The sequence below is a fragment of the Alistipes muris genome, assembly GCF_943193205.1.
GTDB classification, from domain to species: Bacteria; Bacteroidota; Bacteroidia; order Bacteroidales; family Rikenellaceae; genus Alistipes; species Alistipes muris.
Genome location: NZ_CALPDD010000013.1, coordinates 1 through 19,164 on the forward strand (window position 1 = coordinate 1; position 19,164 = coordinate 19,164).

A 19,164-nucleotide genomic window follows, 5' to 3' on the forward strand; every position below is an offset into this window, starting at 1 on the left:
GTAGATTCTTCGCTGCGCTCAGAATGACAGAGGGGAGAGCTCAGAATGACAGAAGGGAGAGCTCAGAATGACAGAGGGGAGAGCTCAGAATGACAGAGGGGAGAGCTCAGAATGACAGAGGGGAGAAACGTCACAACGCTTGTTCAGATTGCCGCATCGCTGCGCTCCTCGCAATGACGATGCCGAGTAACAGATTCTTAACTGCACTGCGCTTGTTGACCTCCTCAGAATGACAAAGAATGAAATGATTCCCCATTCACTATTAATTATTCACTATGTTGTCATTCCGCCCCGCTCAATTTTTAATTCTGAATTCTTAATTAAAAAAGCGCAGCCCCGGAATCCGGCACTGCGCTGCACTGAAGAAAGATATGTCTCTATTTCTGCTCGCCGAGAATACGCATGGCCACGTCGAGAATAGTCGTGTCGTCGAGCGTCACCACGCCGCCGTCGGGCCCGGGCTCGAAATGAACGCCCACGCACTCCTTGGCTTCGTGCTTGCCGCCGAAATAGTTGCGGACGGACTCCACGTCGATTCCCAACTCGTCTGCGATACGCTGCGAGCTACCGCTGGGCAGCCGGTCCTTGATCCGGCGCAGTTCGTTGAATGTAATGATCATATCCCGTAGTGTTTAAGTGTTTTTATTACTGCACTACTAAGTTACGGCAAATTTATGGAACCTCCAAACTTCCGGACGGAAAAATGGCGAAAAATCACTCTGCGGGCTCCACGTATATCTGGAAGACCAGCGGCGTGAACGGCAGAACCTCGGTAATGACGGTCGTCGTGGTCTCGGATTGGTCCCCGTCGCCACTGCCGATGCCGCCCATATAGCTGCCATAGCCGCCGTACATGCCCCCCAGATAATTGCCGTAATAACCCGGGAAATAACCTCCGTAGCCGTTGCCATAGTAGGCATTGGCATAGTTGAGGAGATTCAGATAATCGGAGTAGCTCTGCGAATAGCCGCTGCCCGAAGACGAGCTTTGCGTACTGCCCTGCTGACCCTGCGCCCCGTAGGCGTGGGTCGACACGGTCACGATAGCGGCCCACTGCCCGTACTTGAGCTTGGGCACCGTATAATACCAGGCCTGCACGGCTCCGCCTTTTTCCGGAGTGTACTCGAAAGCCTCGCCTTCCGTCTTGACCTCGCCGTAGACAATCTGCTTCACCTCGTCGATATTGGTATCGAGTACGAAACCGTCGAGGAAACGGGTTATGTACCAGATTTTGGCCTTGCCCTCCATCCCGACCGAATCGGCGTCGAGGGTCACGGCATCGGGGAAATCCGCCGCATCGTCGCCGAGGAACCGTTTGCGCAGAGCCTCGTTGATTTGCTGGTCGACAAGCGCCATCGACGCTTCGGAAGCGTAGGGCTCGACACCGACGGCATAGGGCTCGGGGAAGACGAGCTGCCGGGCGGGCGTATACCGATAATCGACATAGAGCTGAGGCAGCGAATCGCAGGCGCTGACCCACCGCTCGGCCACCCGGTAAGGATGATTGGCATCCTTGGGGTCGGTCGGCAGGGGCACGACCCCGTCGGCGGCCTCTTTGGACGAACTGTAAATCCGCAGACCGCCCTGCTGGCGACAATAGGAATCCACGGCCGAACCCTCGGCCTGCAAAGGATTCTTGACCGTGTCGCAGATGGTCATCTCGATCCGCACGGGCTTGCTTGCGGCGAGGGTGAAATCGCCCTCGTAACCGCCGCTGGACGACAGGTCGCCCACCACGCGCGAAGGACAATAGAGCGCCACGCGCGCGCCCTCGCGCAACAAAAACGGCAACTCGATTTCGCGCCCGGGATTGTTGCGGTTGAAATCGGCCACGTAATCTTCGCCCAGCGTCTGCTCGTTGCGCATGGCCAGATAAGTCGCTTCGGGCAACCCGGTGTTGCCGGTACCGCAATAACGGTAGAACGGCACGTAATGGGTATACTTGGTGAACGTACCCGCCAACTTGGCCTGGCGGGCACTGCGGGTGATGATAATCTCGTGCGACGCCAAATCGCGGCCCGAGAAATCGAACTGCACCCAACAAACCGTATCGTTGACGGGCCTGGCGCCGGAATCGCCCGCGTCGAGCACCTCTATATAATAACTCGCATTGCCGAACCCCTGCCTGTTGCCCAGCAGCTCGGGCTTGTTCTGAGCCATCCACGCCTCCAACGACAGATCCTCCAACTTATTGTAGGATTCGGACTGCTCCCTGGCGCACGAAACGGCCAACAGCAAGGCGGCCACGGCGGCCAAACTCAAACGGATATAACGCATCATCGGATATTCTCTGGTTGTTGTCATTCCACTTTGTCGACGCTGAAAAAGACAGCGACGGGGCTTTCCTTGGGGATGAAATAAAGGTAAGTCTTGTCCCCGTAAGCCATATTGTAAGTCATATAAGCCTCCACGCGGTCGCCCTCGCGACACCCTACCAACGCGAGCCGGAGCCCTTTTATTATCCCGGCGTTGCGCATGTCGACGCTCAACGGAGCGAAATCCCACGCGCCCGGGGTCAGACCGGCCATCCGGAAATAAGGCTCGAAAGCGGGATCGTTGGTATAGAACGGCGGTGTCACGCTTGCGAAATTGTTCTCGTTGAGCCCGCCGTCGGGCAACCCCCTGATAAGCGTATTGTTGAAAAGATAAGCGCGGTAAGTCAAAGTCACCCACGAATCCTCGGTCACCAACGGCTTGTTTTCGCGGTCGGGGTCGTAGTAATTTTCGACGTCGATATAACGGTAAACAGCGTCGCCCAACGTAGCGTAGACCCCCTCCCTGCTACCGGGTTCGAGGTCCTCCACGGGTATGAGCCGCGGCTGGTGCGTCTTTTCGAGGAACGAAACGAACGTGGACTTCTGCTTGCCGAAAAGGTCCTCCTTCTCGGCGCAGCCGACGAAGAGAAACACCCCGGCGAAGAGGAACAACGACGATATGACAGACCTTTTCATCGGCACGGAATCATGCAAAAATACAAAAACAATCCGGAAATCCTACCATCGCAACCGAACTATTCGACCACCTCCTTGCGGGAACGGCGGCGCGGCGCAGGTGCCAGATGGCGCTGAAGCATCTGCTGCAAACGCGACGAGTCGACGTCGCGCCGCAACTGACCGCCCTGGGCCACGGAGATGCCGCCCGTCTCCTCGGAAACGACCACGATGACGGCGTCGGAAATCTCGCTCATGCCGAGCGCCGCGCGATGACGCGTACCGTAGGACTTGGGAACGTCGCTCTGCGTGACGGGCAGGATACACTTGGCGGCGATGACCCGGTCGTTGTGGATCAGCACCGCCCCGTCGTGCAACGGCGCATTCTTGAAGAAGATATTTTGCAGGAGGTCGGGCGAGACCTTGGCGTCGACGGCGATGCCGCCCTCGGCAATCAACGTCAAATCGCTCTGCAACCCGATGACTATCAAAGCTCCGGTCTTGGTTGCGGCCATATCGCGGCACGCCGCGACGATGGGCGCCACGTCGGTCCGCGGGCGTGCCTCGACGGGCGAGAAGATGCGGGTGATGAAATTGAAATGCTTCTGCCGGATACCGATCATCTGAAGGAAATGCCGCAGCTCGGGCTGGAAGACGATGATGAGCGCGATGACGCCCACCGAAATCAACTGACCCAGAATCGTAGAGAGCAGCTCCATGTTGAGCGTCCGGACCACCACCCACATCAAATAGATGGCGATGATGCCCGACAAGATATAGGGAGCGTTGGTGCCCTTGGTCATGCGGTAAATCCAAAACATGATCAGCGCCACCAGCAAGATGTCGATGAAGTCAACGAAAGTGAACGGTATGAAACCCATAACGATAATTTATCAGGTGCAAAGACAATCGAACCGCGGGCAACGCCGAACCTGCGGCGGATTTTACCGGGGCGGAACGCATTTTCTGCATCTGCAAAGATAACGCAAGGCGAGTGGAAAAGCAAACGAAGTTCGCATTTTCCCGAACCGTAGCTTATCCAAACCAAGCAAAGCAGCGGAAAAACGAATGTTGACATGCCCGAAACGCGGCCTGTTTTCAGGCGATTTGTCGGGTGCGGTTATCGTCCGGGGTGGCAACAATAACTTTGCGCGGAGCCCGGCTTGCGCCTATGGCGCGACCGCCCCAGCCGGGCCTGCGAGTAGTTTCTGCGAGATTCCGCATTCGTAAAAATGGCAGGGTTTCCTCAGAATGACGGGGAGGGAGACTCAGAATAACAGAGGACACCAAAGGAGAAATAGAGGAGCAAAAGGCAAAACACTTTTCACCTTTGACTTTTCACCTTTCACCTTAAATAACTATTCACCCTTGACTTTCGGTCAATAACCCAAGATACGGAGCATCGAACGGTAGGACTGCTCCTTGGCGAAAAGGCGCGTATAATACTCGTTGTCGGACTTGTCGCGGTCGATGATGACGTGCTTGGGCGCGGGAATCAAACAATGCTGGATACCGCCGAAGCCGCCGAGCGATTCCTGGTAAGCACCCGTGTGGAAGAAACCGATATACTGCGGGTTGCCCTTTTCGAGCTTGGGCAGGAAGATGGCGTTGGTATGGCATTCGGAATTGTAGAAATCCTCGCTGTCGCAAGTCAGCCCCCCGAGGAACACGCGCTGATACTCCTTGTCCCAATTGTTCACGGCCAACATGATGTAACGCTGGTTGATACCCCACGTATCAGGCAATGTAGTAATGAACGACGAGTCGATCATGTACCAGTTCTCGCGGTCGTTCTGCTGCTTCTGGTTGACAATCGAGTAGAGCGCCGCACCGCTTTCGCCGACCGTGAAGGAACCGAACTCGGTGAAGATGTTGGGCTCTTCGACGCCGTTGCGCTGGCAGATGTTCTTGATTTGCGCAACGATTTCTTCGGTCAGATATTCGTAGTCGTACTCGAAATTGAGCGAGTTCTTGATGGGAAATCCGCCACCGATATTGAGGCTGTCGAGCTCCGGGCAGATGGCCTTGAGCTCGCAGTAGACGTTCATGCACTTGGACAGCTCGTTCCAATAATAAGCCGTGTCCTTGATGCCCGTATTGATGAAGAAGTGCAGCATCTTGAGCTGGAACTTCTTGCTGTTCTTGATTTTGGCCTTGTAGAAATCGACGATGTCGTTGTAACGGATACCCAGGCGCGAAGTATAGAAATCGAACTTGGGCTCCTCCTCGCAGGCGATGCGGATGCCGACCTTGCACTTCTTGGTGAAAGCGTCCTCGAACAAGTCGATTTCCTCCTTGTTGTCGATGACGGGAATGGTGTTTCCGAAACCATCGTTGACCAGCTGGGCGATGTTCTCGACGTACTGCGGACGCTTGAAACCGTTGCAGATGATGTAACGGTCCTTGTCGAGGATGCCGCTGTCGTAGAGCGCATTGATGATATGGATGTCGTAGGCCGACGAAGTTTCGAGGTGGATGTCGTTCTTCATGGCCTCCTCCAAGACGAACGAGAAATGGCTCGATTTGGTACAATAACAATAATTATACGACCCCTTGTAATCGACCTTGGCCATCGCTACATTGAACATGCGCTTGGCCCGGTTGATCTGCTGGGAAATCTTGGGCAGGTAGGTAATCTTGAGCGGCGTACCGTACTGCTTGATAAGCTCCATGAGCGGAATGTCATGGAAATTGAGCTCGTTGTCCTCGACGGAGAACTCGTCCTGCGGGAAGTCGAACGACTGTTCGATAAGGTCGATATACTTGTCTTTCATAAGTCGGTTTAACGGCGGTTTTGCAATCCGGCTCGTCTACATTGCAAATTTCGGGTCAAAGTAGCTCGGCCGGATTCTCCCGGATTTCGCGATGCAAAGTAGGCGATTATTTTCGGTTCCTCCAACGAAAAGGCCCGTTATTTTGAAAAAGCGCCGCCGATTTTGTTTTTTTGTGCGAAAAACGGTAAATTTGAAGCCTGAAACCATCCGCAAATGTTGATTCCAGTCATCGCACAATATCTTCGGTCGCACAGGCGGCTGATCATCCCCCAGATGGGAGCGTTCATCGTCAAGGAACCCGGGCAGAGCGTGCTTTTCTCCGAACTGCTGAAACGCGACGACGGAGTGCTGCGCTCGCTGCTCGTCGCGGCCGGAAGCAGCGAACTCGAAGCCGGGGGCGAAATCGACCGCTTCGTGTTCGAGGTGCGCCACGCCATCCAGCAGGGACGCGAATTTCCGCTCGAAGGGTTGGGCGTACTGAAACCCGGGCCCAACGAAACCATCGCGTTCACCTATGTTCCGCAGCCCGCCGAACCGACGGCGGCAACTACGGACGCGGCGGCCACAGCTTCGGCAAACACAGCAGCTGCATCGGACGTACCCACCGCCGAAGCCGCCGTCTCGGCCGAGCCCACAACTGACATTCGGACCGGAAAAGTCACAGCGGCCGCGGTCGAAGCCCTCTACGACGGCAACCGCCCCGCCCGCGAACCGGAACAGGCTCCTGCGGCCCGTCCGGCATCGGGACCCGCATTTTCGGCACCGAAACCCTCGGAAGCCCAACCGACAGCGCCCACGACGCCTATCGCCGAACGCCGCTTTTCGGGCCGTGCCGACTTCGCGTCGCCCACGGAACAATCGTCCCACCCGCAATTCAAATCGCTGTCGCTGCCCAAACGCACGAAGCGCGACGACACGCTGGTCGACTCCTACTACGGCCGGCTGCCGCGGCGCCCGGCCATCGAACAGACGGTCCGCGTGAGGAAACGCTCCGACCACTTCATCTGGATAGCGCTGGCGGCGGCACTGATTGCACTGGGAGCCATCGCGTTCGGCCAATGGTGCGACAAATTCGGCCGCGAGGGCGACGAAGTGATTCTGGAACACATTTCGACCGACGACGGCTACATGCCGTCGGGACGCTAACCCCCGCAGTCTCATGACAGAACTCACGACAGTCAAACAACGCTTCGGCATCATCGGCACCTCCCCGCTTCTGGACCGGGCGCTGGACGTCGCCGTGCGTGTGGCGCCGACCGACCTGACGGTGCTGGTCACGGGCGAGAGCGGCGTGGGCAAGGAATTCTTCCCGCAAATCATCCATGCCTTTTCGGCCCGCAAACACAACAAATACATAGCCGTCAACTGCGCGGCCATCCCCGAGGGAACCATCGACTCGGAACTGTTCGGCCACGAAAAAGGAGCTTTCACAGGCGCTTTCGAGGCCCGCAAGGGCTATTTCGAGGAAGCCGACGGCGGCACCATCTTCCTGGACGAAGTGGCCGAACTGCCCCACTCCACGCAAGCCCGCCTGCTGCGTGTGCTTCAGACGGGCGAATACCTGCGTGTGGGCTCGTCGAAAGTACAGAAAACCAACGTCCGGGTAGTCGCGGCGACCAATGTGGACCTCCAGCAAGCGATAGTTTCGGGACGGTTCCGCGAAGACCTCTACTACCGCTTAGGCACGGTACCCATAGCGGTGCCGGCCCTGCGCGAACGGCCGGAAGACATCCCGCTGCTGTTCCGCAAATTCGCCTCCGACGTAGCCGTGCAATACCGCATGCCGGCGGTCACGCTCGACGACGGAGCGCGGCAACTGCTGACGAACTACTACTGGCGGGGCAACATCCGCCAACTGAAAAACGTGGCCGAACAGATTTCGGCCATCGAACAAACCCGCGTGATTTCGGCGGCGATGCTGAGCAAATACCTGCCCGAACAAGCCACGGGCACACCCATGACGGCGGGAGGGATGCGGCCGGACGACAACATGACGGCCGAACGCGAACTGCTCTACAAAGTGCTTTTCGACATGCGGGCCGACATCAACGACCTCAAGCGCATGATCGGCGAACTGATGCAGGGCGCGCCCCTGCACCGCACCGACCCGGCGCCCGACATCAAGGCGCTGCTGCCGTCGGTGGCCCAAAGCGCGGCCTACGGCCCGGGCCCCGACGAAGCGTATGCCCCGGTCTATGCCGAGAGCGAAGACGTGACCGACTTCCCGCCGCGCGAAATGACCAAGGCCGACATGCAACGCGAACAAATCGTACGCGCCCTGCGCCGCAACAACGGACGCCGACGCGAAGCGGCCCGCGACCTGTTCATGTCGGAACGCACGCTCTACCGCAGAATCAAGGAATTAGGAATCGAAGAAGCCGGCGAAAGGTGAACTTTGCGATTAAGCGAGAGCAGAAACCACCTCAGGTGAGTTCTGCCGAGCGTGAGCAAAGTCAGAACCTCGCAGGGGGACTAAAAGGCGACAAACCGGAACTGAAAAACATGAAAAACATCGCAAAAAAACATATTTTTTTAACTTGTGCGCTTGCGCTGTTGCTGGGGCTCGGAGGCTGCGGCGTGACGGTGAAATACTCGCTGTCGGGAGCGTCGATACCGCCCGACGCCAAGACCTTTTCGGTGGCCTACTTCCCGAACAACGCGACGATGGTTTCGCCGATTCTGAGCTCGACGATGACCGACGCGCTGGTGGACATCTTCTCGCGGCGCACGCGCCTGATGCAGGTGGACGAGGGGGGCGACTTCGCGTTCGAGGGCGAAATCGTCAACTACACCTCGACGACGGCGTCGGTATCGAGCGACGACTACGCGGTACTGAACCGCCTGACCATCACCATCAAGGTACGCTTCACCAACGCGGTGGACGAATCGGCGTCGTGGAACAAGACCTTCACGGCCTACGAAGACTACGACTCGACGCTGCTGCTGACCGAAGTCGAAGGCGACCTGATACCGCAAATCGTTGACAAATTAGCGACCGACATCTTCATGGCGTCGGCCTCGAACTGGTAACCGACCAACGCCCGAACCGATGGACCGACTGAAAACCGGACTGACGCCCTCCGGGGCCGAAAGCTACACGCCCGAAGAACTCAACGCGCTGGTGGCCGAATACGGCTGGTGCGCGCCTGTGCGGATACTGCGCGAACTCCACACGGGCCGCCCCGACCCGCTGCTGGAAGTGATGGCGCCGTGGCGGGCCCAAAGCTCGCTGCGCCAACGCCCGGTCGACGGCGGAGTATTTGCGGCGGTGCCGTCGGAAGAACTGATAGACCGCTTCCTGCAAGAAACCGACCTGCGCATCGTGGCCGAAGAGGGCGAACCCGAAACCGAAGTCCGCACGGCACCCGAACTGAGCGACGCCGAAGAAGTGGTGTCGGAAGAACTGGCCCGAATCTATCTGGCACAGGGTCTGCGGGACCGGGCGGCGGCGATTTATCGCAAATTAAGTTTGCTAAATCCCGAAAAAAGTGTTTACTTTGCCGAACTTATTGCGAAAACGGAAAACAATAATTAAAATCCTACGGATATGTTATCTATGATTTGCATCATTCTGACCCTGCTGGCGAACGTGCTTGTCATCCTTGCCGTGCTGGTGCAGAATCCCAAGAGCGGCATGGCCGCCAATTTCGGTGCGTCGAACCAGGTGATGGGCGTGCGCGAGACGACCAACTTCCTGGAGAAATTCACGTGGACGATGGCCATCTCGATTGCGGTGCTGAGCCTTGTGGCCACGGTAGCCATGGGCGGCGGCACATACGAAGGCAACTCGGAAATATCGAACGACGTCAAAGCGCTGCAGGAACAAACCATCGAGGGCCAGCTGCCTGCCATGCCGCAGGCCGAAATCCCCGCCGAAGAAGTTCCCGCCGACGCAGAATAAGCGGACACCTATATAATAATAAAAGCCGTGGCTTCCGAGTCACGGCTTTGGTTTGTTTTCGGACAAGCCTCAACATCTGTCGTCCGTCATGTTGAATCAAATCTCCGCCTCGTGGAAATGGCGGGGTTTCGTTCGTCGAGGGAGCGAGCGCCCGGAGCGGATGTTCGGAACAGCGTAAGTCTTCCGTGCCCGCTCAGCGAACGACCGAAGACGGATGCCGCCATTTACACCGTGCAAAAGCTCTTTGGTACTTTCTTGCACAAGAAAGTACAAGAAAAGGAAAATGGAACTGCGAGTTGCTCGCAAAGGTTTAGCGTAGAAATAGATTCTTCGCTACGCTCAGAATGACTGGGAGGGGGGGGGCGGTAGGGTTTTGTTCAGATTGCCGCGCTCGTTGTACTCGCTCGCAATGACGATGCTGTGAAACAGATTCTTAACTGCACTACGCTTGTTTCCCTTCTCCTTGCATGGCATAGCCTGCAAGCAGTCTCTGTACTCAGATGAATAATGAATAGAGAATAATTAATAATAGGCATTTGTCATGTTGAGCGCAGCGAAACATCTGTACGCCGAGTAACAGATTCTTCGTCGGTCTTGCGACCTCCTCAGAATGACGGGCAGGGGCTCGGAATGACGGGCACAATCCCCTCGGAATGGCATTGCTATGAAACAGATTCTTCGTCAAGGCTTCGCCTTTCCTCAGAATGACAGGACAATGAATATATTCACTATTCCTTATTAATCATTCCTCCTGCAAGAAGACGGTGGCGGTGCGGGCGGTATTGTAGATACGGATGCGGGGGGCGCCGTCGGGGTCGGAAGCGGAGAACGAAAAATGCTCGCCGGACATATCCTGCCGCTCCTGCCCGCCGAACCGCTTTTCGTCGGTCGAGAGGACGGGCACGAACTTCCCGGGCCCCTGCACGGGCAACTCGTAATCGGGAATCGACGCGGAGGGGTGCCAATTGAAGACGAACAGCAACCGCCCGTGCGAAAAGACCATAGTCTTGTTCTGCTCGTCCATCAGGAGGTTCCAAGCGTACCCGTCGGAAAGAACCCCGTACTTTTTGACGAGGGCAATCATGGCGCGGTCGAAGTCGCCCAACCACGAATAACGCAGCAGCCCGTTGTCAGCCAGCGACCACTGCCTCCGGGCGTGGGCATAGCTCCAACCGTTGCCCTCGCGCGGAAAGTCGATCCATTCGGGATGGCCGAACTCGTTGCCCATGAAATTGAGGTAAGCCTGCCCGCCCGTGGAAATGGTCATCAGGCGTATCATCTTGTGAAGCGCCATACCGCGGTCGATGACAAGGTTTTCGGACGCACGGTCCATGTGGAAGTACATCTCCTTGTCCATCAAGCGGAACGCCAGCGTCTTGTCGCCGACCAGCGCCTGGTCGTGCGACTCGGCGTAAGCGACCGTCTTGACCTCGGGCAAGCGCCCGGTCATGACGGACCACATCTCCCAGATATTCCACTCCTCGTCGGGCACCTCCTTGAGGTAACGGATCCAGAAGTCGGGAATGGCCATCCCCAACCGATAATCGAACCCGATGCCGCCGTCGGCGACAGGGATGCACATGCCGGGCATGCCGCTGACATCCTCGGCGATGGTGACGGCCGCGGGACGGAACTCGTGGACGAGCCGGTTGGCGAGCGTGAGGTAAGTGACGGCATCGGTGTTGACCCCGGCATCGAAAAAGCGCTCGCGGCAATCGAAATCGACATAACCGTGGTGGTGGTAGAGCATCGAAGTGACGCCGTCGAAACGGAACCCGTCGAAACGGAACTCGTCGAGCCAATATTTGACGTTGGAAAGCAGGAAGTGCTGCACCTCGGGCTTACCGTAATCGAAGAGCTTGGAATCCCAATAAGGCTGGTTGCCCGCCTCGCCCGGGAGGGAATAATGACGGTCGGTGCCGTCGAGCTCGTTGATGCCCTCGTTAAGATTCTTGACGTAATGGGCGTGCACAAGGTCCATGATGACGGCAAGCCCGAGCTCGTGGGCGCGGCGAATCAACTCCTTGAGCTCCTCGGGAGTGCCGAAGCGCGACGAAGGGGCGAAAAAACTCGACACGTGGTAACCGAACGACCCGTAATAAGGGTGCTCGGCGATGGCCATGAGCTGCACGGCGTTGTAACCGTCCTTTTTAATTATAGGGAGAATCTTGTCGGCGAACTCGCGGTAAGTACCTACCCCCTCGCTCTCCTGCGCCATACCGACGTGGGCTTCGTAGATGAGCAGGTCGCCGATCTGCGAAGCGTCGAACGCATCGCCCTGCCAGTCGAACGGCTCGGCGGGAGCCCAGAACTGGGCCGTATAATTCTTGGTGGTGTCGTCCTGCACGACGCGCCGGGCATAAGCGGGGATGCGGTCCATCCACCCGTTGTTGCCATGGACGTGGAGCTTGTAGAGCGAACCGTGCGTGAGACGGTCGCGATACATGGCGGCCGGAAAAAAGGCGCTCCAAACTCCTGCGGCGTCGCGGTGCATGCGGATTTCGGTACGCTGCCAATTGTTGAAATCGCCGAACACGTAGACGTCGTGCGCCCCGGGCAGCCACTCGCGCAGCCACCACCCATCGAGCGTATCGTCCCACTGCCAGCCGAAGTAACGGTAACCGTTGGCGTAGTCGGCGAGCGACCCGGCCGAACGCACGATGTCGTCGGCCTTGCGGCGGTAACGCTCCCAGCGAAGATTCATTTCGGACTCGACGGGCCGGAGCCATTCGTCGCGCTCGACGACGGGCAGGCGGGAAGAAGTTTTGCTCATGGCGGAAAGGAGTTTGTCGGACATATCAAAGATACGAATAAGCGAGCGCAAAAGCAAATTCATTTGCATTTTGCCGAGCGGGAGTATCTTCAACGAAGATACGAAGTTAAAGATACGAAAAATTTTCCTATATTTGTCCTACTCACTTCAAAAACAAGGATCATGTTCAAACAACCCAAAGGTCTGATTGCCGCGGCCCTCGCCAACACGGGCGAACGCTTCGGCTTCTACACCATGATGGCCATCCTGACGCTGTTCCTGATGTCGAAATTCGGCATCGACGGCCAGCAGGCGGGCAAAATCTACTCGTTTTTCTACACCTCGATCTACATCCTGGCCCTGGCGGGCGGTCTGATAGCCGACCGGCTGCGCAACTACAAGGGGACGATCATCGCCGGCATACTGGTCATGACGCTGGGCTACACGGTGCTGATGATGCCGCAAATCGACTCGCAGGCGCTGGTCATCGGAGCGCTGATGATCATCGCGTTCGGCAACGGTCTGTTCAAGGGCAACCTCCAGGCGCTGGTGGGCCAGCTCTACGACAACGAACAATATGCCAAACTGCGCGACACGGGATTCCAGATTTTCTACATGTTCATCAACATCGGCGCGATGGTGGCGCCGTTCGCCGCGGTGGGCGTACGCAACTGGTGGCTACGCACGCAGGGCTACCTCTACAACTCGGACCTTTCGGCGCTGTGCCATGCCTACAACAACGGCAAGATGACCGAAGAAGTGGCGAACGGCCGCTTTGCGGAACTGGCGTCGCAGGTGAGCCTGAACGGAGCCCCGGCCGACCTGGGAGCGTTCGCGCAAGACTATCTGACGGCATTCAACACGGGATTCCACTATGCGTTCGGCGTAGCGATTGTGGCGATGCTCTTCTCGCTGGCAGTATTCGTACTGAGCAAGAAAAACCTGCCCGACCCACAGGGAACGGCGGAAAAGAAGCAAATCGACAAAGCCGAAATCCGACAGGATGCGCGCGAAATCAAACAGCGCCTGTATGCGCTGTTCGCGGTCTTTGCGGTGGTCATCTTCTTCTGGTTCTCGTTCCACCAGAACGGTCTGACGCTGACGCTCTTTGCACAAGACTACACGCGGCTTGAAATCTTCGGCATGCCGATTTCGGCGGAAATCTTCCAATCGGCGAACCCGATCTGCGTAGTGGCGCTGACCCCGATAGTGATAGCGATATTCGCGTGGCTGCGCAACCGCGGCAAGGAACCCTCGACACCGATGAAGATAGCCATCGGCATGGGCATTGCGGCGGCGGCCTACGTACTGATGGTCGTGGGCTCGCTGGGCCTGCCGGGGCGTGCGGAAGTGGAAGCGATGGGCGGACTGGACGCCTCGGCGCGCGTGACGCCGTGGCTGCTGGTAGCGACCTATCTGATACTGACGGTAGCCGAACTCTTCATCTCGCCGCTGGGTCTGTCGTTCGTCTCGAAAGTGGCGCCGCAGAAACTGCAAGGTCTGATGCAGGGCTGCTGGCTCGGCGCGACGGCGCTGGGCAACGGCCTGCTGTTCATCGGCCCGATTCTCTACAAACACATATCCATCTCGGCGACGTGGGCCGTATTCGTAACGGTCTGCGGCGTGTCGATGCTGGTGATGCTGGCCATGGTGAAGTGGCTGGAACGGGTGACGGAATAACCCACCCTATCGAATTTCACGTTCTTTCCGGAGCCCCTGCGCAGGAACTCCGGAAAGTTTTTTTGAGGAGAGAGGGAGGGGCATAATTAAGAATGAAAAATGAAGAATTAAAAATTAACGAAGTGAAGAATCCAATATGTCATTCCGAGTGAGCGAAGCGACGAAGAATCTACAAAATAGAATAAGCGGTATATTAACTGCGCTGCGCTTGTTGTCCTCCTCCTTGCAATGACAAGGCGGAAGATTCTTCGCTGCGCTCAGAATGACATTTCACTTTTAACCTTTAACTTTCCACTTTATACGAAAAACCGCCGGGCAGAACCCGGCGGAAACGGCGCGCCCGAAGCGCGAAGAAGCGGAAAACCCGCTATTTTTTATTGGCTTTCTCGGCCTGGTCGGCAGCGTACAGCTCGTTGACCTTGGCGAGGACAGCGGGGGTGATGTTGAGCGTAGTATCGGCGTCGATAAGCGCGGAAGCGTTGATAATCAGCTTATACTTCCCGTCGGCGTTGATTTCGTCGACAGCGCGCTGCAAAAGGTCCTGCGCCCGGTTGGTGAAGACGAAATTCTCCTCGTCGAGCGTGCGGGCCTCCTTCTGAGCCGAATTCTGATACGAAGCGGCCCGGCGCTGGATGCTCTCCTGCTGAGCCTGCGCATCGTTGGTGGTGATGAGCCCCTTCTGGTACTTCTCCTGCAACTTGGCAGCCTCGGCCTGCAAATTCTTCTCGCGCTGGGCCCAGCTGTTCTGCGCCTTCTGGGTCTTCTCCTGGAGCGCGGCGCCCTCCTTCTTGTAGAGGTCGCTCTCGGCCAGGACGGCCTCGACCTGGATGTAGGCGATGTCGTAGGACTTCACCTCGTCGGTGGCACCCCCGGCCGTAGCAGCAGGCTGCGACTTCGGACCGCAGGCCGCCAACGCAACGAACATGGCCGAAAAAAAGATTCTTTTCATATCGGTACTTCTGTTTTGATGAATTATTTTCCGCTTGAAATGCAAAGGTAAAAAAAAAATCTTTACTTTTGCCCGGAACCCCGTAAAAAACGAATCCATGTACGAATACATAAACGGCCCGGTGGCCGAACTGACCCCGACCTATGCGGTACTCGACGCTGCGGGCGTGGGCTACTACCTGAACATATCGCTGGAAACCTATGCGGCGCTGGAGGGTGCGCAGCAAGCGAAACTGTTCGTGCACTACGTAGTCCGCGAAGACGCGCAGGTGCTCTACGGCTTTGCGACGCGGGCCGAACGGGAGCTGTTCCGGCTGCTCATCGGCGTGTCGGGCGTGGGCGGCAACACGGCGCGCACGATTCTGTCGACCTATTCGCCCGCAGACCTGCAAAACATCATCACGACGGGCAACGCAGTGCTACTGAAAAACGTGAAAGGGCTGGGGCTCAAGACGGCGCAGAAAATCATCGTGGAACTGAGCGGCAAACTGACCGGGCTGGAACCGGGAGAGACGCTGCCGGGCACGGCCGCCGCGCAGACCGAAGAAGCGCTGGCGGCGCTGACGATGCTGGGATTCAACAAATCGGCGGCCGAAAAAGCCCTGCGCACCGTAGTGCGCACCGCACCCGGAGCCACGACCGAAGAACTGGTCCGGCTGGCGCTGAAAGAATTGTAGCTTCTCAGAAAGACGGGACAACACCTTGTGCAGCGCCCAGCCCGCGCCTATGGAGCGACCACCCCAGCCGGGCCCGCGAGCGGCGGGTGCTGCGGCTCCTCAGAATGACAAGACGGCTACGACTGGTCTATTCATTACTCGGACCGATTGTCGGATTTTTCCGCGGAAATGTAGAAATAAGGTGAAAACCTGCAAAAACGGAAAACTTTTTTTGTTTTGCGGGTTTTCGTCATTATATTTGTGGCCGGATTAAAAAGAACAACGGAGGAGACAGGACGGCGGAACGAAAACCGGGCCGGAAAGAATCGGAACCGAAAGGCGCCCCGTCCGAGAGAGGGAAGGAAGAATCCTCGTCGCTGCGCTCAGAATGACAGGAGGAATGAACGCAATGACATTCGGGACGTAGACAGCACAACGGGCCTCCGCAGGGGGGAGGCTACGGCCCGCCCGGCTAAGAGCCGGGATTTAGAGGAAAAGATTCCTCGCTGACGCTTAACATGACAACGAAAGATAGAACACCGAAGTAGGGAAGAAACGATGTCGCAAAAAGAACGAATCATAGAACAGACGATGCGGATGCTTGTAGCACAAGGCATCAAAGCCGTGCGCATGGACGACATCGCCCACCAGCTGAGCGTCTCGAAACGGACGCTCTACGAACTTTTCGGCGACAAGGAAAGCCTGCTCTACCTGGCGATGGTCTGCTACTTCGAGCAGAACCGCAGGAACTGGGAAAACCTGAGCGCGCAAGCCCCCAACGTACTCGAACGGCTGTTTCTGGTGCTGAACGAGGTGATGGAACACTCCGAGACGACGCGCCGGATGCTGGAAAACCTCCGCAAATTCTACCCTGCGGTCTACGAAAGACTGCTCCACGAAAGCACCGACCGCAACCGACAGGACTTCCGGGCGATGCTGACTCAAGGCATCGCCGACGGCCTGTTCATCGACAACATCAACATCGAACTGGCCATCACGGTACTCTACTACACGGCGTCGGCGATAACGATGCGCCGCGACATGATGCTGCCCGAGGGAATCTCGGAACGCAGCGCCTTCACGCAGATAGTGAGCACCTTCTTCCGGGGCATATCGACGGCCAAGGGACTCAAGATCATCGACGAATTTCTGAAACGACAAAACGACGAAATATGAAAAAAACGATTCTGACACTCTGCTTTGCGACGCTGGGCCTGTGGGGCGCGGCGGCGCAGATGCGGCTGACGCTCGGCGAAGCGGTGGACCTTGCGCTGAGCGAGAACCCGACCATCAAGGTGGCCGAACTCGAAATCGAACGCTTCGACTATGTGAAACGCCAGACGTGGGGCAACCTGCTGCCGCAGCTCTCGGCGTCGGGCAGCTACCAGCGCTCGATCGTCAAGTCGGAAATGCGCGGCGGAATCTCGTTCGGAGCGGACAACACGTTCGCCGTGCAGGGTGACCTGTCGCTGCCGCTTTTTGCACCGCAAATCTACCGGACGATGAAACTGAACGACACGCAGATGGCGGCGGCGGTGGAAGCGGCCCGGGGCTCGCGCATCACGCTGGTGGCGGAAGTGAAGAAAGCGTTCTACAACATTCTGCTGGCCGAACAATCGCTCGAAGTGCTGCGCGAATCGCAGGCGACGGTACAGCGGACCGTGGACGACACGAAACTGCAATACGACAACGGCCTGGCGTCGGAATACGACCTGCTGACCGCGCAGGTACAGCTGAGCAACCTGCACCCGACCATCCTGCAGACGGAGACGTCGGTCAAGCTGGCGAAACTGCTGCTGAAGATGTACCTTTCGATACCGGAAGATATTGAAATCGAAGTGGAGGGCGAACTGGACGGCATGCGCGACCAGGTGCTGGCGGGCACGGACGGACTGACGGCCGACGTGACGGAGAACTCCGACCTGCGGACGCTGGAACTGCAACAGGAACTGCTGCAACGCCAACTCAAGGTAGCCAACGCGAACCGGCTGCCGACCCTCGGAGCATTCGGCTCGGCGACCTACACCGGAAACGACATGGAACCTTTCATGGGCATGGGCTCGACGGACGGTGCGAAATTCTTCTGGACCCACCCCATCACCGTGGGCGTACAATTGTCGGTGCCGATTTTTGCGGGGCTGACGAAGATGAACAAGTCGCGCGAGATAAAGAACCAAATCAAACAAATCTCGCTGCAGCGCACCTATGCCGAACAACAGATAAACGTACAGATGCAATCGGCGCTGAACGACCTGCTGACGGCCCGCGAAAAGATGTTCGCGCAGGAACAGACCGTAGCCCAGGCCCGCAAGGCCTACTCCATCTCCGACACGCGCTACCGTGCGGGAGCAGGCACGATTCTGGAACTGAACAGCGCCCAACTGGCGCAGACCCAGGCTCAGCTCAACTACTCGCAGGCCATATACGACTACTTGTCGGCCAAGGCGGAATACGACCGGATAGCGGGAAAGGAACGGTAAAACGAAAACAAACGACAAAACGAAAAATATGAAAAGACTGATGTACCTGCTGCTGGGTGCCGCGGCGCTGACTGCGTGCACGAACCGGCAGACGACGCAAACGAAGACGGACGAAGGCGTGCTGACGAAAACCGCGGCGGCCGAAGCGGCCGAAGTGAGGCTGACGGAAGAATTCACGTCGGAAATCGAACCCTACAAGGAAAACGACATCACCCCGGCGGCGCAGGGCGTACACATCGCCCGCATCCTGGTGGACGTGGGCGACCAGGTAAAGGCGGGCCAGCTACTGGTGACGCTGGACCCGACGCAATACACGCAGGCGCGGGTACAGCTCAAGACCGTAGAAGACGACTACAACCGTCTGCTGCCGGTCTACAAGGCGGGCGGCATCTCGGCCCAGCAAATCCAGCAGGCGAAAGCCCAGGTGGACGTACAGCGCGAAGCGGTGGCCAACCTGAAGAAGAACATCGAGGTGAAGTCGCCGATAACGGGCGTGGTGACGGCCCGCAACTACGAATCGGGCGACCTGTTTGCGGCACAGCCGATTCTGCACGTGATGCAGATCGACCCGCTGAAAGTAATCGTGAACATCTCGGAACAATATTTCCCGAACGTGAAGGTAGGGATGCCCGTAGAGTTGCTGGTCGACATATTCCCGGACAAGAAATTCACGGGCACGGTGTCGCTGATATACCCTGCGCTCGACCCTGCGACCCGCACGTTCAAGGTAGAAGTACGCGTACCCAACGCCAACCGGACCCTGCGCCCGGGCATGTTCGCCCGCACGATTTTCGACCTGGGCGAAAAACCGGGCATCATGGTGCCCGACGTAGCAGTGCAAAAACAGGTAGGCACAGCCGAACGCTACCTCTATGTAATCACCTCCGACTCGGTGGCCGAACGCCGTGCCGTGAAACTGGGCCGCCAGATAGGTGACCGCATCGACGTGCTGTCGGGTGTGGAAGCGGGCGAACAAGTGGCTGTGACGGCCCTCTCGAAACTCTACGACGGCGCCAAAGTAAGCGTAAAACAAGACTAAATAA

17 protein-coding genes are annotated in these 19,164 nt (G+C 57.5%); 10 read left to right on the forward strand and 7 right to left on the reverse strand.

Going from position 1 to position 19,164, the window contains the following annotated elements; genetic code table 11:
- Positions 1-377: 377 nt before the first annotated feature.
- From NFR47_RS07570 to NFR47_RS07590, 5 genes are all read right to left on the reverse strand, one after another.
- Positions 378-620 (reverse strand): DNA-binding protein, encoded by a 243-nt coding sequence (locus NFR47_RS07570; protein WP_251214970.1) that lies wholly within the window; start codon positions 618-620, stop codon positions 378-380.
- 94 nt (positions 621-714) lie between these two features.
- A complete protein-coding gene (locus NFR47_RS07575) occupies positions 715-2,304 on the reverse strand; it encodes a hypothetical protein (RefSeq protein ID WP_251214971.1) in 1,590 nt (529 codons plus the stop codon).
- A complete protein-coding gene (locus NFR47_RS07580) occupies positions 2,301-2,951 on the reverse strand; it encodes an FKBP-type peptidyl-prolyl cis-trans isomerase (protein WP_251214972.1) in 651 nt (216 codons plus the stop codon). The genes NFR47_RS07575 and NFR47_RS07580 overlap by 4 nt, the downstream gene beginning before the upstream one ends.
- Positions 2,952-3,010: 59 nt before the next feature.
- Complete coding sequence (cdaA, locus tag NFR47_RS07585) at positions 3,011-3,811, reverse strand: diadenylate cyclase CdaA (protein WP_251214973.1); 801 nt, start codon at positions 3,809-3,811, stop codon at positions 3,011-3,013.
- Positions 3,812-4,309: 498 nt separating this feature from the next.
- Positions 4,310-5,704 carry a type III PLP-dependent enzyme domain-containing protein gene (locus NFR47_RS07590; RefSeq protein WP_251214974.1) on the reverse strand — a complete coding sequence of 465 codons (1,395 nt, stop codon included), beginning with the start codon at positions 5,702-5,704 and terminating at the stop codon, positions 4,310-4,312.
- A 213-nt stretch (positions 5,705-5,917) separates the two neighbouring features.
- Here NFR47_RS07590 and NFR47_RS07595 point away from each other — a divergent pair, with 213 nt between their 5' ends.
- The 5 genes from NFR47_RS07595 to secG all read left to right on the forward strand — a co-directional run bounded on the left by NFR47_RS07595 (position 5,918) and on the right by secG (position 9,605).
- A complete protein-coding gene (locus tag NFR47_RS07595) occupies positions 5,918-6,850 on the forward strand; it encodes a hypothetical protein (RefSeq protein ID WP_251214975.1) in 933 nt (310 codons plus the stop codon).
- Positions 6,851-6,863: 13 nt separating this feature from the next.
- Positions 6,864-8,096 (forward strand): sigma-54 interaction domain-containing protein, encoded by a 1,233-nt coding sequence (locus NFR47_RS07600; RefSeq protein WP_251214976.1) that lies wholly within the window; start codon positions 6,864-6,866, stop codon positions 8,094-8,096.
- A gap of 110 nt (positions 8,097-8,206) precedes the next feature.
- Positions 8,207-8,734: an LptE family protein gene (locus tag NFR47_RS07605; protein WP_251214977.1), complete on the forward strand. Its 528-nt coding sequence runs from the start codon at positions 8,207-8,209 to the stop codon at positions 8,732-8,734.
- A 19-nt stretch (positions 8,735-8,753) separates the two neighbouring features.
- Positions 8,754-9,239, forward strand: coding sequence for a hypothetical protein (locus NFR47_RS07610; RefSeq protein WP_251214978.1), 486 nt, complete (start codon positions 8,754-8,756; stop codon positions 9,237-9,239).
- A gap of 12 nt (positions 9,240-9,251) precedes the next feature.
- Positions 9,252-9,605 (forward strand): preprotein translocase subunit SecG, encoded by a 354-nt coding sequence (gene secG / locus NFR47_RS07615; protein ID WP_251214979.1) that lies wholly within the window; start codon positions 9,252-9,254, stop codon positions 9,603-9,605.
- 742 nt (positions 9,606-10,347) lie between these two features.
- Here secG and NFR47_RS07620 read toward each other — a convergent pair.
- Positions 10,348-12,378 carry an alpha-amylase family glycosyl hydrolase gene (locus tag NFR47_RS07620; protein WP_251214980.1) on the reverse strand — a complete coding sequence of 677 codons (2,031 nt, stop codon included), beginning with the start codon at positions 12,376-12,378 and terminating at the stop codon, positions 10,348-10,350.
- A gap of 162 nt (positions 12,379-12,540) precedes the next feature.
- On the opposite strand from NFR47_RS07620, the gene NFR47_RS07625 reads away from it, so the two are divergent.
- On the forward strand, positions 12,541-14,037 hold the full coding sequence (locus NFR47_RS07625) for a peptide MFS transporter (protein ID WP_251214981.1): 1,497 nt from the start codon (positions 12,541-12,543) through the stop codon (positions 14,035-14,037).
- A 367-nt stretch (positions 14,038-14,404) separates the two neighbouring features.
- Here NFR47_RS07625 and NFR47_RS07630 read toward each other — a convergent pair whose 3' ends face one another.
- The gene (locus NFR47_RS07630) at positions 14,405-14,986 is read right to left on the reverse strand and encodes an OmpH/Skp family outer membrane protein (RefSeq protein WP_251214982.1); all 582 of its coding nucleotides are present in this window, start codon (positions 14,984-14,986) and stop codon (positions 14,405-14,407) included.
- Between the two features lie 97 nt (positions 14,987-15,083).
- Here NFR47_RS07630 and ruvA point away from each other — a divergent pair, with 97 nt between their 5' ends.
- From ruvA to NFR47_RS07650, 4 genes are all read left to right on the forward strand, one after another.
- Positions 15,084-15,662, forward strand: coding sequence for a Holliday junction branch migration protein RuvA (gene ruvA / locus NFR47_RS07635; RefSeq protein WP_251214983.1), 579 nt, complete (start codon positions 15,084-15,086; stop codon positions 15,660-15,662).
- Between the two features lie 537 nt (positions 15,663-16,199).
- Positions 16,200-16,817 carry a TetR/AcrR family transcriptional regulator gene (locus NFR47_RS07640; RefSeq protein WP_251214984.1) on the forward strand — a complete coding sequence of 206 codons (618 nt, stop codon included), beginning with the start codon at positions 16,200-16,202 and terminating at the stop codon, positions 16,815-16,817.
- Positions 16,814-18,121: a TolC family protein gene (locus NFR47_RS07645; protein WP_251214985.1), complete on the forward strand. Its 1,308-nt coding sequence runs from the start codon at positions 16,814-16,816 to the stop codon at positions 18,119-18,121. Before NFR47_RS07640 ends, NFR47_RS07645 begins: the two co-directional genes overlap by 4 nt.
- A 28-nt stretch (positions 18,122-18,149) precedes the next feature.
- Positions 18,150-19,160 (forward strand): efflux RND transporter periplasmic adaptor subunit, encoded by a 1,011-nt coding sequence (locus NFR47_RS07650; protein WP_251214986.1) that lies wholly within the window; start codon positions 18,150-18,152, stop codon positions 19,158-19,160.
- Positions 19,161-19,164 lie beyond the last annotated feature (4 nt).

Coding starts and splice junctions, on each gene's coding strand:
- NFR47_RS07610 (WP_251214978.1), top strand. CDS start 8,754: ATGGACCGACTGAAAACCGGACTGACGCCCTCCGGGGCCGAAAGCTAC.
- NFR47_RS07595 (WP_251214975.1), top strand. CDS start 5,918: ATGTTGATTCCAGTCATCGCACAATATCTTCGGTCGCACAGGCGGCTG.
- NFR47_RS07605 (WP_251214977.1), top strand. CDS start 8,207: ATGAAAAACATCGCAAAAAAACATATTTTTTTAACTTGTGCGCTTGCG.
- NFR47_RS07620 (WP_251214980.1), bottom strand. CDS start 12,378: ATGAGCAAAACTTCTTCCCGCCTGCCCGTCGTCGAGCGCGACGAATGG.
- NFR47_RS07570 (WP_251214970.1), bottom strand. CDS start 620: ATGATCATTACATTCAACGAACTGCGCCGGATCAAGGACCGGCTGCCC.
- NFR47_RS07640 (WP_251214984.1), top strand. CDS start 16,200: ATGTCGCAAAAAGAACGAATCATAGAACAGACGATGCGGATGCTTGTA.
- NFR47_RS07650 (WP_251214986.1), top strand. CDS start 18,150: ATGAAAAGACTGATGTACCTGCTGCTGGGTGCCGCGGCGCTGACTGCG.
- NFR47_RS07625 (WP_251214981.1), top strand. CDS start 12,541: ATGTTCAAACAACCCAAAGGTCTGATTGCCGCGGCCCTCGCCAACACG.
- NFR47_RS07600 (WP_251214976.1), top strand. CDS start 6,864: ATGACAGAACTCACGACAGTCAAACAACGCTTCGGCATCATCGGCACC.
- NFR47_RS07645 (WP_251214985.1), top strand. CDS start 16,814: ATGAAAAAAACGATTCTGACACTCTGCTTTGCGACGCTGGGCCTGTGG.
- ruvA (WP_251214983.1), top strand. CDS start 15,084: ATGTACGAATACATAAACGGCCCGGTGGCCGAACTGACCCCGACCTAT.
- NFR47_RS07590 (WP_251214974.1), bottom strand. CDS start 5,704: ATGAAAGACAAGTATATCGACCTTATCGAACAGTCGTTCGACTTCCCG.
- cdaA (WP_251214973.1), bottom strand. CDS start 3,811: ATGGGTTTCATACCGTTCACTTTCGTTGACTTCATCGACATCTTGCTG.
- NFR47_RS07575 (WP_251214971.1), bottom strand. CDS start 2,304: ATGACAACAACCAGAGAATATCCGATGATGCGTTATATCCGTTTGAGT.
- secG (WP_251214979.1), top strand. CDS start 9,252: ATGTTATCTATGATTTGCATCATTCTGACCCTGCTGGCGAACGTGCTT.
- NFR47_RS07580 (WP_251214972.1), bottom strand. CDS start 2,951: ATGAAAAGGTCTGTCATATCGTCGTTGTTCCTCTTCGCCGGGGTGTTT.
- NFR47_RS07630 (WP_251214982.1), bottom strand. CDS start 14,986: ATGAAAAGAATCTTTTTTTCGGCCATGTTCGTTGCGTTGGCGGCCTGC.